Origin of the sequence: Pseudomonas sp. 3HC3 (assembly GCF_044904505.1) — a bacterium.
Lineage (GTDB): Bacteria > Pseudomonadota > Gammaproteobacteria > Pseudomonadales > Pseudomonadaceae > Aquipseudomonas > Aquipseudomonas putida_Y.
In genome coordinates this window covers 51,461-65,392 of record NZ_JADDRH010000026.1, presented here as the reverse complement: position 1 = coordinate 65,392, position 13,932 = coordinate 51,461, and the positions used below count along the sequence as shown (strand labels likewise).

The 13,932-nt window shown below is 60.5% G+C and carries 22 protein-coding genes; 2 read left to right on the top strand and 20 right to left on the bottom strand.

The genetic code is table 11. The features are described from left to right. Window positions 1-603: 603 nt before the first annotated feature. The 10 genes from pbpG to INQ47_RS23930 form a co-directional block, all read right to left on the bottom strand. Window positions 604-1,530, bottom strand: a complete 927-nt coding sequence (gene pbpG, locus INQ47_RS23975; RefSeq protein WP_404702776.1) for a D-alanyl-D-alanine endopeptidase — start codon at window positions 1,528-1,530, stop codon at window positions 604-606. A gap of 131 nt (window positions 1,531-1,661) precedes the next feature. Then, the gene (locus INQ47_RS23970) at window positions 1,662-2,855 is read right to left on the bottom strand and encodes a tyrosine-type recombinase/integrase (RefSeq protein WP_404702775.1); all 1,194 of its coding nucleotides are present in this window, start codon (window positions 2,853-2,855) and stop codon (window positions 1,662-1,664) included. A gap of 222 nt (window positions 2,856-3,077) precedes the next feature. Further along, window positions 3,078-3,401, bottom strand: a complete 324-nt coding sequence (locus INQ47_RS23965; protein WP_404702774.1) for a hypothetical protein — start codon at window positions 3,399-3,401, stop codon at window positions 3,078-3,080. Window positions 3,402-3,458: 57 nt separating this feature from the next. After that, on the bottom strand, window positions 3,459-3,650 hold the full coding sequence (locus INQ47_RS23960; protein WP_028698342.1) for a hypothetical protein: 192 nt from the start codon (window positions 3,648-3,650) through the stop codon (window positions 3,459-3,461). A gap of 46 nt (window positions 3,651-3,696) precedes the next feature. Next, entirely contained in the window at window positions 3,697-3,882 is a 186-nt protein-coding gene (locus tag INQ47_RS23955; RefSeq protein WP_041167007.1) for a hypothetical protein, read from the bottom strand. Further along, entirely contained in the window at window positions 3,879-4,262 is a 384-nt protein-coding gene (locus INQ47_RS23950; RefSeq protein WP_196166532.1) for a phage protein NinX family protein, read from the bottom strand. Before INQ47_RS23950 ends, INQ47_RS23955 begins: the two co-directional genes overlap by 4 nt. Then, window positions 4,259-4,594: a hypothetical protein gene (locus INQ47_RS23945; RefSeq protein ID WP_196166533.1), complete on the bottom strand. Its 336-nt coding sequence runs from the start codon at window positions 4,592-4,594 to the stop codon at window positions 4,259-4,261. The genes INQ47_RS23950 and INQ47_RS23945 overlap by 4 nt, the downstream gene beginning before the upstream one ends. Beyond that, on the bottom strand, window positions 4,591-4,842 hold the full coding sequence (locus INQ47_RS23940) for a hypothetical protein (protein WP_014591205.1): 252 nt from the start codon (window positions 4,840-4,842) through the stop codon (window positions 4,591-4,593). Before INQ47_RS23940 ends, INQ47_RS23945 begins: the two co-directional genes overlap by 4 nt. Further along, window positions 4,839-5,333 (bottom strand): hypothetical protein, encoded by a 495-nt coding sequence (locus tag INQ47_RS23935; RefSeq protein ID WP_404702773.1) that lies wholly within the window; start codon window positions 5,331-5,333, stop codon window positions 4,839-4,841. Before INQ47_RS23935 ends, INQ47_RS23940 begins: the two co-directional genes overlap by 4 nt. A gap of 85 nt (window positions 5,334-5,418) precedes the next feature. Beyond that, window positions 5,419-6,216, bottom strand: coding sequence for a hypothetical protein (locus INQ47_RS23930; protein ID WP_404702772.1), 798 nt, complete (start codon window positions 6,214-6,216; stop codon window positions 5,419-5,421). Between the two features lie 54 nt (window positions 6,217-6,270). Here INQ47_RS23930 and INQ47_RS23925 point away from each other — a divergent pair, with 54 nt between their 5' ends. Further along, a complete protein-coding gene (locus INQ47_RS23925; RefSeq protein ID WP_404702771.1) occupies window positions 6,271-6,519 on the top strand; it encodes a hypothetical protein in 249 nt (82 codons plus the stop codon). 7 nt (window positions 6,520-6,526) lie between these two features. Here INQ47_RS23925 and INQ47_RS23920 read toward each other — a convergent pair whose 3' ends face one another. The 10 genes from INQ47_RS23920 to INQ47_RS23875 form a co-directional block, all read right to left on the bottom strand. Then, complete coding sequence (locus INQ47_RS23920; RefSeq protein ID WP_404702770.1) at window positions 6,527-7,450, bottom strand: DNA cytosine methyltransferase; 924 nt, start codon at window positions 7,448-7,450, stop codon at window positions 6,527-6,529. Beyond that, window positions 7,447-8,445 (bottom strand): RNA-directed DNA polymerase, encoded by a 999-nt coding sequence (locus INQ47_RS23915; protein ID WP_404702769.1) that lies wholly within the window; start codon window positions 8,443-8,445, stop codon window positions 7,447-7,449. The genes INQ47_RS23920 and INQ47_RS23915 overlap by 4 nt, the downstream gene beginning before the upstream one ends. Window positions 8,446-8,805: 360 nt before the next feature. Beyond that, window positions 8,806-9,159 (bottom strand): four helix bundle protein, encoded by a 354-nt coding sequence (locus tag INQ47_RS23910; RefSeq protein ID WP_054882108.1) that lies wholly within the window; start codon window positions 9,157-9,159, stop codon window positions 8,806-8,808. A 52-nt stretch (window positions 9,160-9,211) separates the two neighbouring features. Next, a complete protein-coding gene (locus INQ47_RS23905) occupies window positions 9,212-9,784 on the bottom strand; it encodes a DUF1566 domain-containing protein (protein ID WP_404702768.1) in 573 nt (190 codons plus the stop codon). 116 nt (window positions 9,785-9,900) lie between these two features. Continuing rightward, the gene (locus INQ47_RS23900) at window positions 9,901-10,377 is read right to left on the bottom strand and encodes a hypothetical protein (RefSeq protein WP_404702767.1); all 477 of its coding nucleotides are present in this window, start codon (window positions 10,375-10,377) and stop codon (window positions 9,901-9,903) included. 66 nt (window positions 10,378-10,443) lie between these two features. Next, window positions 10,444-10,632, bottom strand: coding sequence for a hypothetical protein (locus INQ47_RS23895; protein WP_232866619.1), 189 nt, complete (start codon window positions 10,630-10,632; stop codon window positions 10,444-10,446). Window positions 10,633-10,725: 93 nt separating this feature from the next. Continuing rightward, window positions 10,726-11,271, bottom strand: coding sequence for a hypothetical protein (locus INQ47_RS23890; RefSeq protein ID WP_404702766.1), 546 nt, complete (start codon window positions 11,269-11,271; stop codon window positions 10,726-10,728). Then, window positions 11,268-11,537, bottom strand: coding sequence for a hypothetical protein (locus INQ47_RS23885; RefSeq protein WP_221100272.1), 270 nt, complete (start codon window positions 11,535-11,537; stop codon window positions 11,268-11,270). Before INQ47_RS23885 ends, INQ47_RS23890 begins: the two co-directional genes overlap by 4 nt. Before the next feature lie 19 nt (window positions 11,538-11,556). Beyond that, a complete protein-coding gene (locus INQ47_RS23880) occupies window positions 11,557-11,940 on the bottom strand; it encodes a response regulator transcription factor (RefSeq protein ID WP_404702765.1) in 384 nt (127 codons plus the stop codon). A gap of 896 nt (window positions 11,941-12,836) precedes the next feature. Continuing rightward, window positions 12,837-13,493 carry a LexA family protein gene (locus INQ47_RS23875; protein WP_404702764.1) on the bottom strand — a complete coding sequence of 219 codons (657 nt, stop codon included), beginning with the start codon at window positions 13,491-13,493 and terminating at the stop codon, window positions 12,837-12,839. Window positions 13,494-13,591: 98 nt separating this feature from the next. On the opposite strand from INQ47_RS23875, the gene INQ47_RS23870 reads away from it, so the two are divergent. Continuing rightward, the gene (locus INQ47_RS23870; RefSeq protein WP_404702763.1) at window positions 13,592-13,792 is read left to right on the top strand and encodes a helix-turn-helix domain-containing protein; all 201 of its coding nucleotides are present in this window, start codon (window positions 13,592-13,594) and stop codon (window positions 13,790-13,792) included. Window positions 13,793-13,932: the final 140 nt, after the last annotated feature.

Below are 13,932 nucleotides of genomic sequence, written 5' to 3'. Positions count from 1 at the left end.
AGTGGAAGACAGGGAATCGTGTTTCGAACTATGCTTTTTCATGGTCTCGCCCTCGCTGCCGTTGGCTTCTTCGAACACCACCGTGGCACTGTGATGCCTCGGCGGGGGCGAGTCCATCGATTACACACATGCACAGGCCGTCGTAGGCGCGGGTTTACCCGCGAATGGGCCAGGCCTGCTGGCCAATCTCCACCCGCCGTTCACCGTTGCCGGCGCGCCCGTATTCGCGGGTAAACCCGCTCCTACACACATGCACAGGCCGTCGTAGGAGCGGGTTCACCCGCGAATGGGCCGGCCCTGCTGGCCAATCTCCACCCGCCGTTCACCGTTGCCGGCGCGCCCGTATTCGCGGGTAAACCCGCTCCTACACACATGCACAGGCCGTCGTAGGAGCGGGTTTACCCGCGAATGGGCAGGCCTGCTGGCCAATCTCCACCCGCCGTTCACCGTTGCCGGCGCGATCGTATTCGCGGGTAAACCCGCTCCTACACACATGCACAGGCCGTCGTAGGAGCGGGTTCACCCGCGAACACGGGCTAAGCCCGTGCTATCCGCCGCGTTGTCTGTTTCGTGAACAAGCCCGCACGTTCCAGGATATGGCGGTCATTCGACCGCCAACCGCCCCTTGTTCTGCCGCTCGGCCTTGTACTGCATGGCCACTGCCGGTGCCGGCTTGGCGGCACCGGTTTCCAGCCATTGACGCATGCGGCTGGCATCGGCGAAGTGGGTGTACTTACCAAAGGCATCGAGAATGACCATGGCCACCGGGCGGTTGTCCATGCGGGTCAGCAGTACCAGGCAGTGCCCGGCTTCGTTGGTGAAGCCGGTCTTGGTCAGCTTGATGTCCCAGTTGCTTTTGTTCACCAGGTGGTCGGTGTTACGGAAGCCCAGGGTGTAGTTAGGCTTGCGGAAGGCCACGGTCTTTTCGCGGGTGGTCGACAGCTCGCTCAGCATCGGGTATTTGCGCGAGGCCATCAGCAGCTTGGCCAGGTCGCGGGCAGTGGAGACGTTCTGCGTCGACAGGCCGGTCGGCTCGACATAGCGGGTATGGGCCATTCCCAGGCTGCGGGCTTTGGCATTCATTGCCTTGATGAACGCAGGGTAACCGCCGGGGTAGGCGTTGGCCAGGCTGTTGGCCGCACGGTTTTCCGACGACATCAGGGTAATCAGCAGGGTTTCGCGACGGTCCAGCAGGCTGCCCAGGCGCACGCGCGAGTACACGCCTTTCATTTCCGGGTTGTTGGCGATGGTCATGGTGAGCATTTCATCCATGGGCAGCTTGGCATCCAGCACCACCATCGCCGTCATCAGTTTGGTGACCGAAGCGATTGGCACCACGCGGTCCGCGTGGCTTGAATACAACTCCTTGTTGCTGTTCAGGTCGATCAGCAGGGCGCTGCCTGAAGCCAGATGCAGTTTGGATGGGTCACGTTGAACCTGGGCCGGGGGTTGTGCAGCAGCAGTCGACGGAAGGGTCGCGGTACCTGTGAGCAACAGCAGCAGGCTGAGGATAGACAGGGAAGTTTTCACGTTGAGGCTCACTAAAAGTTTGTATGTCGTTGGCTGTGCAAGGGTTTTCCCCCTAAAAACCGATGCATTCTGGAGTATGGCTGAATTGCTGTCGAATGCCTTATGACTAAAGGGCGCAAGGTGAACGATATTTAATCCTGTACCAATTCTGTACCAATTAGCTGCATTTCTAGCTTCGCCAATTCACCCCAATCGTTGGCCGAATTCAGCCATTTCGCGTAGGTGGAAAGGAGCACTTGCACCGAGTGCCCAAGCTGCCCCGCAATGAAGGCCGGGTTCATCCCTGACATGAGGCACATCGTGGCATAAGTGTGCCGGCAATTGTACTGAGGGCGGTGCCTGAGGCCCTTTGCTTCGACCGCCTGGTTGAAGTGTTTGCCGGCGGTCTCTGGCACGGTGATGTGTGGCGACGAGCCGGATGGCTGGAAGATGAATGGCGACTCGGTCGAGACTCGACGCTTCTGCCTGGAGCGGTAGTGCGCGATTTCCTTCGCCCTAGCCAGCGCGCCCAGCGCACGACTGTTCAACATCACGGTGCGGGTGTACTTGGTCTTGGTCCGCTCCATGACCTGCTTCTCGACCACGATCCGGCAGACGTGGGCCGTCTTCTTCTCGAAATCAATCTCGTCCCAGCGCAGCGCCATGATTTCGCCTGTACGCATGCCGGTGTAGAAGGCGAACTCGTAGAATGCTGCGAACACCTGGTTGCACCGAGAAAAGTTCTCGTACATCCACTCGATAAGGGATTCAGCCTCTTCCAGTGTGAAGGGGTCGACCTGCTTCTTGTTCTTCTGCGGCAGCTGGATTGATGCTGCCGGGTTCCTGTCCACAACCTCGTCATACACCGCTGCGCGGAACATCGCCTTGACCCGGGCGATTGCAGCGCGCTTGACTGTCGAGCTTTTCCACTCGGTCCTCGCGACTACCTCCCTTAGCACCATCGGCGTGACGGCCTTGATAGGCAGCGTCGCCAAATGGGGCATCCAGTAGTTGTTCATCAAGCCTTTGTAGTTGACCCGCGTGTCGTGCACCACCTCTAGGCTGTTCAGCCAGCTCTGGGCGTACTCGCCAAACATAAGTTCGTTGGCCGGCGCCGAATAGCTCGAAGCCGGGAACAGCTCGGCATACCGTTTTTCGTCGAGTACGCCGTGCTTGGCCAGGCTGACTACTTGAGCGCGTAGATCGGCTGCCGCTTTGATCCCCTTGGCGGTTTGGGGGTACGCGAGAGTTTCGGACCGACGCTCACCGTTCCAAGTAAAACGGATCCGGATTGACTTGCCGATGAACTCGACTCCAGTGGGTAGCCCCAGTTTCCTTCCAGCCACGCTTCGTATCTCCTGATGCTGTAAAAAATCCGGCCGTCGATCTTCTTCCAGACCCCCTCAGGGATCACGCCGCGGCTTCGCTTGCCTTCCAAGGCCCGTTTGGTCGTACCGACCAGCTCGGCCATTTTCTCCTCCGGAACCTTGTCGGATACATAGGCCACCGGCTGGCGTTCTTCGTCTTGCATGATGGTCTCCACGCCGCCGGTGGCGGCAGGTTGGTGGTCAGTCGACCTGGTAGTAGACGTAGCAGTCGACGCCCTGAGCGATAAGTGACTTGTGCATAGCCTGCACTCCGGCGCTGTGCTGGTTGCCCTGACCTGGCCAAGGGGTGTCCAGATGCAGGCCTTGTCGGTGATAGCCGTGCTTCTTCTGGATGTAGCCAGGCAGCCCGTGATCTGTGTCGAGACGCATGCCGGGCACTGGGATTACCACTCGATCCAGGTTTGCGCTGCCGCCGTCGTTCGTGCATGCCGCAGCAGCGGCTTTGCCGGCCTCCAGCGCGGCGGCGATCTTCGGTCCAAGGGCCATCAATTCTTCCTTTTTCATGGCAATAGCTCTCCATGCCCGCGCATGTCGGCGGGCTTGAGTAGTTGGGGGGAGGGGTTAGGCTTCTGGTTCGAAGCAGCGCTTGTAGCGCGCGCGGTAATCGTCGCGCTCCAGGTTGTCGAGCAGCTCTTGCTCGCGGCCGTCGGCCCACATCTGCTGATGACGCTTGTTGCACGTGAAGCCGGTGTCCGACTCGCTTTCGCCGTCAACCCACTCCAGCCATTTGCAGGTGTTGCAGTTCTTGCTCATCGCGGCGCCTTCCATACCAGGTAGGCCATGTACATCAGGGGCAGGATCATGGCTGGATGCTCCAGGTGATTGCCATCGTGATCACCCCAAACCATCCGGAGATGGCAAGGGCTCGGTAAACGATTAGGTCACGCTCAGCCTTCAAGGCCCTGCGCAGCCATTCGGACTTCTCCGTGATCAGCTGATCTGCGAACTCGCAAGCGCGCTGGAAGTGCTCTTCAGAAACGCTCATGGCATCAGCTCCTTAGGCACCTGGACGGTATCGCCGAGCTTGGTGAGTACTAGGGTTCGGCAGAAGGCAACCAATGCTGTCGGGCCGTATAGCCAGATGCCGGCGCCCGCTGGGCCGGCGCTGTATTGGCAGCTGCTGTCCTGCAGGTGCTGGTTGTGATGTGCGCTGCCCCGGTAACTGTCAATCAGCAGGCCGCCCTGGCTCCAGTCCTTGGACGGCTGATAGAGGTTCGTCCAGCAGCCGCCTTCTGGGGTGTCGTAGATGCAGATGACGCCATGCTCACCGATTCCAATTTCAGCGGCATCAGTTGCCATGGCCACCGCCCAGTCCAGCGCTGCGCCGATCAGGTTGGATACCCTCACTTCGATCGGGTCGGTCATGGCATCTGCTCCCCGCGCTGGGCGGCAACGCTGACGATGGCAGTGCGTGCAGCCTTCCGGCGATCGCCCTGGGCGTATTCGCTGTTCACCCAGATCATGGTGTCGTCAGCCCATACGGCTTCATCCTCACCAGAGCCTTCGACGTTGACTTGCATGCCCAGGTCAATGGCCAGCTTGAATGCGTCGCCGTCGTTGATGTGAGGGTTCCAATGTGCCCGGGTGCCCGACTGGCCCTTGATGCGCAGCGGCCATTTCGGATCGCTGCAGGTGCACGGCTCCACTTCAATTCCAGCGGCCTTAGCGGCGAGCAGCAGTTCTTCAAGCTCAGTCACAGCTGATACCTCTCATCAATCCAGCGCCCAGGCGCCAGTGCGGGTGTAGGTTCGGGTTGTGTTTCGTGCGGGGAGAGCTGGCGCTGGTTGCCGGCCTGCAGCTGGCTGTCGGGGATGCAGCTGATGCCGACACCGTTGAGCAGGTAGCAGGTGACGCCGCGCTGGCTGTCGTGCTGCACGTCGATGACGTTCTCGGTTGCGCTTGCGCCGGTGGCCAGCAGCAGGAGGCAGAGGGCGAGGCGGGTCATTTGCGCAGGCCCTCGTCCGGGTCAAAACCGTATCGCCGGCACAGCGCGTGTGCCACGCCTGAGCCGCAGCAGAAGGCATCCTTCATCAGCACCCAGCGCGGCTGCTTCATCCTGGTGGTGCCTCTCACCATGCGCACCGCAGTGCGGAGCAAATCGTCTTCAGTCAACTCGCAGCCGGAAAGCGTGATGGTGCGGCTCTTCCCGTTCAAATGCTGGAGCGCCGCCCGGAACTGCTCGATGTACTCTTCTTGGGTTGAGCCCCACCGGTTCACCAGGCATTCATCATCCACAGGACAGCCTTCATCTTCGGGCTCGTCCGAAGGGGTACCAGGTACCATCAGGAACTCACTTTCCACCGCCTGAAGAAGGTCGGAGAAGCGCTTTGTGTTGCGGACGTTAACCTCCAGAACGCTGACCGGATGCGAGTGATGCAGCCCAAAAATGTCGTAGATGCGCGCGAGGTCTGGGTGCAGTTGGCTTTCTTCAGGCATTACTTCGTCCTTGGCCGCCATATCGCGGCAGTGGATAGAGGGGAGAGGGGTTACAGCTGGGTGGAGTACAAATGTGCTCCTGTAGTCATTCGCCCTGGTTGGCGAGAGCATTCAGGCGCTGGAAGGACGTGCCCGAAATGCCGTGGACTCGCTCATCTGGCGGCATGTCTTCGTCGCGAAGGTCGTAGCGCTTGAGGAGGTCGATCAGCTGGCGCTGGTCGTGAATGGGCTGGATGCAGGGATGTCCAGGTAGCTCGGCTGGTATCTCGAAGCAAATCCGGTCGTAGCCGTTCCCGCCGACGTGCCAGGCTATCGGCGCCCTCGGCTCTGCGCTGGCAGATAGGGCTGTCTCGATCTTGGCAGCCAACCGCAGCGGAACATCATCGGCCAGCAGTTCGCGCAGCAGCGCATCCCGCTCGGCCAGCTTGTCGTTCAGCTGCTCAATCGCCGAGAGGTTCTTGATCCCGTGGCTTCGCGAGTAGAACCGATCGAGCCTGGCGCTCAGGTCGTCGCGCTCCTCCCGCAGGTAGCCAAGCTCTACCCGCAGCCGCTCAACCTCAGTGGCACCGGTCATCGGGCCCAGGCCAACAATCGGCAGTCCAGTCGCCGCCGCATCCCTCTCTGCCTCTTCTTTGGTCCACCAGATGGCAGTACCAACCATCCAGGCTATTGGCTCGGGGTGGGGCTGCGGGGCTGGCGCTGGAAAATTCTTCACGACCGCCTCGTAGGCGATGACCATCCAAGCATTCGGGCATGCTTGGCGGTCCATGTACTCTCTGACCTTTCTGGCCAGGTCATGAGCGGCTGGCGGGCTGACCATATCGATGATCCCCTCGATATGGTCATGCTGCTCGATGGTGCTGGATCGGTTTTCTGTGGGCATGGGTAACTCCAGGCTTGGGCTACATTTGAAATTTGGCTCTGAGGAGCGTGCGCGATGGACCATATGACTTGCTTGGTATGCAGGGTCGACATCTTCCAGGTACTAGATCCGAGCACCGATTCCTTCAAAGCGGTGTGCGCTGATTGCGGCCCGTACAGGATCGAAAAGCAGGTGCTTCGCCTTATGGACAAAGGACGGCGCCTGCATGGGCCCATGATGAAAAAGTGGATCGCATCGGTGTATGACTGGGATGCCAACCCTTACCCAGAGATCAATATGGATACCGCTATCTGGGCCAGCTGACTTCTGACTAGGCGGCTTTTAGCAACGCCTCGATAACCCGCTGGCCGGCCAGTGGCGGTACCGCATTGCCGGCCATGTGCATGGTCAGCCGATGATTGTCTGGGCGTAGGGTGTCAGCCGGGAACGACATCGCGGCCAAGGCCTCGCTGGCGCTCAGCATCCGCATCCGATCACCGTCGACCAGTGCCCAGCGGTCCAGAGTGGTGATAGTGCCGATCGGCCGGTTGATGTCTCGGCCTGTGGTGCCGGAGCCCTTGCCGTAGTAGGGCATGATGAAGCGGTCGCCGAAGCGCTGGCGGCCGTTGCGTACCCGGTCAAGCGTGGCCTGGGCCCGGCCAGGCTTCTCGATCTGCGACCACCGCCCGCCGTCGAAGTCGAGGAAGCTGCTGGCGGGCACGTGCTCGCACTGCTGCAGCTGCAGCTGGATCGGAGCCTTGCTCTTGGTACAGATCAGGAACAGGCGAACCCGGTGCTGAGGCACGCCAAGGTCGGCGCAGTCCACGATGTGCGGCGCGACCTGGTAGCCCAGCCGGTTCATGGCATCCACCCAGCTGGGGTACAGCAACCAGTTCACGAACTCCGGTACGTTCTCGACCACCCAGGCATCCTGCTGCAGCACTTCGGCCGCTGATGGCACAGCCCACGCGGTGGATCTCGACGCGTCGTGCTCAGGATTGCCGTTCTTCTTGCCGCGGGCCTTTGCGTGGCCTTGGCAGCAAGGAGAGGCGATTCCGATATCGGTGCGCGGCACTGCCGCCCAGTTGGCCTGATGCAAGTCCTGGCATACGTGGTCGGTATCTTGGTGATTGGCTGCATGCCACTTCACGGCTTCGGGCCAGTGGTTTGCCGCCCAGAGAACCTGGACGCCTGCTGCGCGCGCGCCTGTGCTCCATCCGCCGAGGCCGGCGAACAGGTCGATAGCTGTTGTCATAGTTTTCTCGGGAAGGTCTTAGTCAAATCGCCGTTGACCGCATGGCCGCGGCGGAGGATTAGGTTTGCCAGTGCTGCGCGGTCCTTCTGGCTATGGCTGGCCTGACTCAACAGGCCGAAGTAGCTATTCGCTGTTTCTCGCAAGTCCTCGGTCGGCGCTGCAGCGGTGCGCTTCATGGCCTGGGCCACTGACTTCTTCCTGGTGGTGCGCCGCCATGGCTTGATCACATGCCCGACGAAGTCCACGCCGCGATCAATCGGCTGCAAGATGGTCTTCGACGGGTTGAGCCTGACGCCCAGGCTGGGCAGAAAGTCTTCAATTTGGCGGAGCCATTCGTTTAGCTGCTGCGGCGACTCATGCAGCAACACGAAGTCATCGACGTAGCGGATGTAATGCTTGGCCTTTAGCGTGTGCTTGCAGTACTGGTCCAGGGCGTCGAGGTAGACGTTGGCGAAGAACTGCGACGACAGGTTGCCGATGGGCAGACCCAAGTAGGCCGGCTGCGCGGTCAGGCGCTTGTGCTGCGGCACCCGGTTGAACAGGTGCGCAGGACTGCGCTCGACGTAGTGCTCACGCGGGTCGTGCATGAGCACCTGCAGGGCCAACTGCCTGAACCATGGGTCGTCGATGCGGCTGGCCAGCTGGCGACCAAGCACGCGTTTGTCGATAGACACGAAGAAGTTGGCCAGGTCGCACTTGAGGTAGACGCCATGCTTCGACCAGTTCTGCGTCTGGCTGCGTATCTTCGCCTCCATGCGCTTACCGGCGTACAGCGTGCCGCGACCTGGGATGCAGGCGCAGCTGTCCGCTATGAAGCTGCGCTCGATGGCGGGGCCGATGCGGTTGTACAGCAGGTGATGCACGATGCGGTCGCGGAAGTCGGCGGCCCATACTTCGCGGGCCTTTGGCCGGGTGACCACAAAGCAGATTGAGCGGCCAGGCTGGTAGGTGCCTTCCTGTAGCTCGTCGAATAGGTCGAGGAGATTGGCTTCCATATCGACTTCGAAGCGTCGGGCGCTCGCGGTGTTCCGCTTGTGCCGGCGGCAGTCGTAGTAAGCCTGGGCCAATTCCTCGAAGGTAAAACTCGCAACGGGCGAATCTGCGGACGGGGCGGACGAGAAACTCGTTGTTCTTGTGGTTGTTGTTGAGCCAGCCATCCTCAAAGTCCATGTTGTAGGCGTTGTTGGCGGAGCGCTGCGACCTATCGTGCTATCTACGTCGCCAGGACGATTGCTCAGCCTGGAAACTGCGCCGGACCTACCAACACATGCTGGCGGTATCCGTGCTGCGCATGGCGGTGATCACAGATCAGCGGCACGACCAGATTCAGCGTGCAGGCATGAGGGCCGTAACCCTCAAGCAGCGGACGCGGTTGCGGATTTCTTCCAGGCGTTGGCCTGGCGACCTACGGAGGCCGTTAGCTTCATTGCCTTGGCGTGCTGACCCTTGCTGATCAAGCCCTTGTTGGTGAGGGCGCGCAGCAGGTAATTCAGCATCCAGACGCTTTCGAGCAGTAGATTCAGGTGTGGGAGCTTGTCCCGGGCCATGTTGGCGCGACCAATCAGCACCAGGGCTTGAAGGCACTCGTCACGGATCTTTGACCCTACGACCTGCTTGAGGTCGCGCGGGATGTTTCGAACCAAGTCGAGCGAAAGGCCAAGAAGTTCCTCGGCCACCTTGTGGATTTCAAGCTCTGTGTGCAGGGCCATCCTGGCCTCCTAAAAGCGAGGGCGCCGAGGCGCCCATGAATGAAGAATTGGATTACGGAATAAATCTGCGGACGGGGCGGACGAGAAACTCGTTGCCCTTGCGGAAGTTGACGAGCCAGCCATCCTCAAAGACCATGTAGTAGGCGTAGTCGGCGGAGCGCTGCGAGGACGACCAGTGATAGGCCTTTTCGAACAGTTCGGGTACGTTCGCCTCGGCCAACTGCAATTCGCGACGGGCAGGCAGGTAGAAGTCGTTGTGCCCGTCAGCGGTGAACTCGCTGGCCAGCTTGGCGGCTGGGTACTCGTTGCTTTCGGCCAGTAGCGCTCGGGTGTTGGCCAAGCCATCGCTGGCGCTGCTCGCCCCCTCGACTTCCTCGCCATAGCCGCCCCAGGCCGCGCTCAGTTGCTCGGTCAGCAGCGGCACAATCAGGTAGTAATCCGGCGCGCCGTCCTCACCCCGCACCAGGCCGGCGTTGTAGCCGCCTTGGCCTGGCCAGTAAGAGCCCAGGGCCGGGATACCGGCGGGCACGGCGTCGATGGCCGCGTAGTTCAGGAGGCGATCGAACTCGCGCTGGATAATTCGGGACGCCACATTGGCGTCAATGCTGATGCTGACTTGCTCCATGGGGTGCTCCTGATGGAAATTGGGGCAGGCGGCCGGCGCTTCCCGGCGTGCTTCTGGTCTGAACGCTTTCCTGGCGAACCCGGAATCGCCTGCAGAGAAAGGAATGAAGGGGTGAATTACTGAATCATGAGGCTGCGGACGGGGCGGACGAGAAACTCGATGCTCTTGTGGTTGTTGTAGAGCCAGCCACCCTCAAAGTCCATGAAGTAGGCGAGGTTGGCGGAGCGCTGCGAGCTCAGCCAGTGCCAGCCATCTTCGCGCAGGGTAACCAGGCCATCAGCTTTGGCCGCCATCAGCAGCTGGCCTTCCAGGCAAGACGGGATGAATGCGCCCAGCTCCAGGGCCTTGATGGCGATCTGGCTGCCGGCCTCGGCCATGGCACGGGTATTGGCCTCGCCGTCGCTGTAGCTCCCAGCACCCTCGATCTTGGCGCCGTACTCGCCCCAGGCGCCTTCGAACTCGTCAGGCATCAGCACCAGGGCGCGCTCTTGGCCGTTCAGCCAGTAGCGGGTAACGAAGATGCCGCCGGCCAGCGGTTGGCCGCGCTCCGGCAGATCGGCGGCGGCGATGGATTGCAGTACAGATTGGGTCATGACTTTCTCCAGGGTGTAGGCCGCCCTCCATGGCTGGTGGCGGGTAGTGATAACTCGGGGAGGTTGTTACTTCAGGATTGCCTTGGCGCAGGACTGGATTTCGATCCAGAGTGCCGAAGATGGTCGCACTTCGTACTTGATCAATGCCTTGGCTATGCGCTCAGCCAGTTCCACCTTGCTTCCCTCAGGTGTTGAGGGCGACTGGTGGGCAACCTGAATCGGCAGGTCGAACTGCCCGGGAAGGTCGATTCTCATGCGGCGCGACTCCTCGATCTTCTGCTAGCCCACTGGGTGGCAGGCTGATGTGCTGCTGGCGCCGGCCGTGCCGGACGCGCGCGGTGATGCGTTTCATGCTTTCTTTGTGGCTCGCTTCTCGGCGATGGTCGGGAAATCGATATCGAACTCCCGCAGTAGCCGGCCTAGCTGTTTGAAGGAAATCTGCAGCTCTCGAACAACATCGGCCCTGGACATCCCTACGTTGCGATAAGCGATGATCTTCTCGGCTTTCGATCTGTCTTCAGCGGGGTCGCTGAGCTTCTTGCCCAGGTTGGTCATTCCGTAATTCGGGTCGCGCTGGAACTTGAAACCGCCCTGCGATGCAGCTCGCACAAGGGCAGACTGGGAAAGGCCTGTGTGGGCCATGGCCTGCTTGTAGGTCATGGTCTTCGCCAGTTCTCGGATTGCGTCCAGGCGCTGCTGACGCGCTGCCTCTCTTTTGCCGATCGGCGCTGTAACTGGTCCAGGTCCTGGCTCCGGCTCACGTCGCGGCCGGCGTGGTACATACCCAGCGGCTGGCAGGACTTGAGCGGAACCGCCGGCACTGAAGAAGCTGTCGATGCTCGCATTGAGCTGGGCCAGCACTGCTTCACGCTGTTCAGGAATTGCGCCGATCACTGCAGGTCACCCCGCTTTGTCGCTGCGCCTGCCTCCATCGCATCCACAAACCGCATGGCCGTCCGGTAGCTGTAGGCGAAGCCCTGCTTCGCGCCGGTGGCGATCTCCACCACATCCCACGTCGTGCCGTTGCCAGATGCCTGGTAGCGCGGCGCTTGCTGGCTGACCTTGGCGTGCGCCTCGGCTCTCACTGACTTGCTGCGCTCGAGCAGTGCCGCGAGCACGGCAAGCTTCTGCTCGAAAGCAGGGTGCATTGCTGTCTGCATGGGGTGATCCTCGGGTGGGTCAGACGTGGTATTCGAAGGCCTCGGCCTTACGAACGATTCGAACTTGGGCGGTGCGGCGCTCCGGCGCGCGGCGGTCGCGGCGCATCGGGTCGCTGTCGTTTAGGGCTGCGTGCATGGCCATGAGGCCAACCAGTAAGATGCAGAGGGGGCTGATGATGTTGGCCCTCCATGCTTTGTTCACCGCCTCGATCCGGCGACCGGCTTCGAGCTTGAACAGCACAATCTTGATGCGGTTCGCTGCGGTTCCGGGGCTGACCGCCATCTTTCGGGCGACCTCCTTCGTCGTGAGTCCTTCGGCAACCCACAGCAGGGCTTCCAGCTCACGGGGAGCCAGTGCCTTTCCGAGCTGGCCAATCCATGATCCGCAAGTGATCGTTTCCATGAAGGGTCCTCGGTGGGCTGCATTGGTCGTGACGCTCGCTGCCGTGTACCTCCCGGACCAGAGGAGGGCGAACGTCACGACCAATGCAGTCGATTTAAGGTTGATGGTGGTGAGCGCTATGATCTGTAAGGCGCACGAGTGTGAACCTTAAGGGATGCATCGGTGTGCGATCTGGCCGGCTCGGCGCCGGGATCATTTTTTCGACTCAGCATTACCTGGCCGCCGCTGGTGCTACCCCGACATACGTCAGACGGGCTGAACACTTCCAGGTGTGCGCAAGCCTGCGCATCCAGATCACACACCGATGCAGCCTGGTGATGGGAAACCAGGTAGATCGGGCCGGTTACGTGTCCGGCGTCGTGGCCATCGACCGTCGCTGTGCAGCACTTACGGCTGGCTATCGGGGCTGGTGGCAACCAGCGCGCTCCGGGCGGCTATTCTCTCGGCCTGCCAGCGACCGGCTCTATAGCGTCCGGTTAGGCTGCCATTCCCCATGGCTGGGTTGGGCGTTTCGCTTACTACTTCATGATGGCGTTCCTCCTATGGTTGTTTGATCCGCGCCATGCTCGTCGCCGGGTTTCCCCACCACTGCCTGCTGCAGCTACTGGCTACGCATCAGGTGGCTCGCATGGTTTGGCGTCCTCCCATGGGGGAGTCCGGCAGCTATCCAGAGGCTGCGTGGTCGACGACTTAGCTTTTCCCGACCCAGGTTATGGCCTGGGTGCGTCGAGGTGGTCACGTCTAGTTGTGTAAAGAGCGGTGATTCATCGAAGGCTATGCGTTTCGATGGCTGAACTATACGAATCCTCATAATTCCAGTCAATACGATTCCGCATAAATTTATGCGGTCCACAAAAAAGCCCGCGCGGAGGCGGGCTGCTCGGAAGGGGTTTGGATTAAAGCATGAAGATGGATTTCGGCATCTTGCCGTCCACTACGGTCCCGACAATCTCCCAGGTATCGTCAATCGCCTTGATGGGGTAAGCAGGATTTAGGGGCTTCAAGTAGAGCTCGCCCGCGTCACGCACCAGCTGTTTGAAGGTGGCTTCGTTGGTGTCGCTCATCCTTGCAACAACAAACTGGCCTGGCCGCGGCTCGATATCGGGGGCGACCAGTATCAGGAAGCCCTCTGGAAAGGAATGTCCGTTCGGGCTGGTCATTGAGCTTCCAACAACCTTGAGCCAAAAGGCGTCTTCACCCGCCCAAACGTCCGAGGTGTGACTCGGGAACGAGGAAATATTCCCCACTTCAAAGGCCTCTCTAGCATTTCCGGCCTGTACCCAGCTGATTTCCGGATAGGCAAACGATCTGTTTGGCTGCAGGGCAGCGGTGATGTTGGATTCGTCTGGGCCGCTACTTCCAAACATCAGCCAATCGGGAGACACGCTCAGCGCCTTCCCGAGGCCTTCAATTGTTCCTCGCCTAGGGCTTGAGCTTTCTCCCGAAAGGATTCGATTGATGGTTGGCTGAGGGACCTTGGACTGCCGACTGAGCTCGCTTTCGCTGAGCCCCAGCTCCTTCATCTTCGTCCTAAGCCGGTCTGCAACACTCATAACCATTCCCATATGCGTAGACGTATCCGAGCAATTCTATTGCATAGATCTATGCTTGTTCGTATGATCAGCCATGCAAAAACTCATAGGAATGCCCCATGACAGTTCAAGAAATGTTGAGCCGTTTGTTTCAGCTTGGGCTGTCGCAGGCGGACGTGGCTAAGCGTTGCAACACCACGCAGCCAACCATTTCGCGTGCCTCGAATGGCGCCGCAGTTCGTTACGAGCTGGGCAAGTCAATCGAGCTGCTGCTTGAACAGCGCGAGCGAGAGGCCGGTTCGCCGAACGTTGCCGCCTAACTCTGCACCGCCTGAGGAAATTATCAGCGATCTGGCACAGGGCCAGTAGATAACCGAAGTAACTGTGAATCCATCCAGTACAGGAATCACAGACGAAAAAAAACCGCCTGGCAGGGCGGCTTTCTCTACAGCAAGTAACG

What these genes read in the sequence shown, in the direction of transcription:
- INQ47_RS23965 (WP_404702774.1), bottom strand. Translation starts at nt 3,401, where the DNA reads ATGAAAAAGGAAGAATTGATGGCCCTTGGACCGAAGATCGCCGCCGCG.
- INQ47_RS23960 (WP_028698342.1), bottom strand. Translation starts at nt 3,650, where the DNA reads ATGAGCAAGAACTGCAACACCTGCAAATGGCTGGAGTGGGTTGACGGC.
- INQ47_RS23955 (WP_041167007.1), bottom strand. Translation starts at nt 3,882, where the DNA reads ATGAGCGTTTCTGAAGAGCACTTCCAGCGCGCTTGCGAGTTCGCAGAT.
- INQ47_RS23950 (WP_196166532.1), bottom strand. Translation starts at nt 4,262, where the DNA reads ATGACCGACCCGATCGAAGTGAGGGTATCCAACCTGATCGGCGCAGCG.
- INQ47_RS23940 (WP_014591205.1), bottom strand. Translation starts at nt 4,842, where the DNA reads ATGACCCGCCTCGCCCTCTGCCTCCTGCTGCTGGCCACCGGCGCAAGC.
- INQ47_RS23935 (WP_404702773.1), bottom strand. Translation starts at nt 5,333, where the DNA reads ATGCCTGAAGAAAGCCAACTGCACCCAGACCTCGCGCGCATCTACGAC.
- INQ47_RS23930 (WP_404702772.1), bottom strand. Translation starts at nt 6,216, where the DNA reads ATGCCCACAGAAAACCGATCCAGCACCATCGAGCAGCATGACCATATC.
- INQ47_RS23925 (WP_404702771.1), top strand. Translation starts at nt 6,271, where the DNA reads ATGGACCATATGACTTGCTTGGTATGCAGGGTCGACATCTTCCAGGTA.
- INQ47_RS23920 (WP_404702770.1), bottom strand. Translation starts at nt 7,450, where the DNA reads ATGACAACAGCTATCGACCTGTTCGCCGGCCTCGGCGGATGGAGCACA.
- INQ47_RS23915 (WP_404702769.1), bottom strand. Translation starts at nt 8,445, where the DNA reads ATGGAAGCCAATCTCCTCGACCTATTCGACGAGCTACAGGAAGGCACC.
- INQ47_RS23910 (WP_054882108.1), bottom strand. Translation starts at nt 9,159, where the DNA reads ATGGCCCTGCACACAGAGCTTGAAATCCACAAGGTGGCCGAGGAACTT.
- INQ47_RS23905 (WP_404702768.1), bottom strand. Translation starts at nt 9,784, where the DNA reads ATGGAGCAAGTCAGCATCAGCATTGACGCCAATGTGGCGTCCCGAATT.
- INQ47_RS23900 (WP_404702767.1), bottom strand. Translation starts at nt 10,377, where the DNA reads ATGACCCAATCTGTACTGCAATCCATCGCCGCCGCCGATCTGCCGGAG.
- INQ47_RS23895 (WP_232866619.1), bottom strand. Translation starts at nt 10,632, where the DNA reads ATGAGAATCGACCTTCCCGGGCAGTTCGACCTGCCGATTCAGGTTGCC.
- INQ47_RS23885 (WP_221100272.1), bottom strand. Translation starts at nt 11,537, where the DNA reads ATGCAGACAGCAATGCACCCTGCTTTCGAGCAGAAGCTTGCCGTGCTC.
- INQ47_RS23880 (WP_404702765.1), bottom strand. Translation starts at nt 11,940, where the DNA reads ATGGAAACGATCACTTGCGGATCATGGATTGGCCAGCTCGGAAAGGCA.
- INQ47_RS23875 (WP_404702764.1), bottom strand. Translation starts at nt 13,493, where the DNA reads ATGAGTGTTGCAGACCGGCTTAGGACGAAGATGAAGGAGCTGGGGCTC.
- INQ47_RS23870 (WP_404702763.1), top strand. Translation starts at nt 13,592, where the DNA reads ATGACAGTTCAAGAAATGTTGAGCCGTTTGTTTCAGCTTGGGCTGTCG.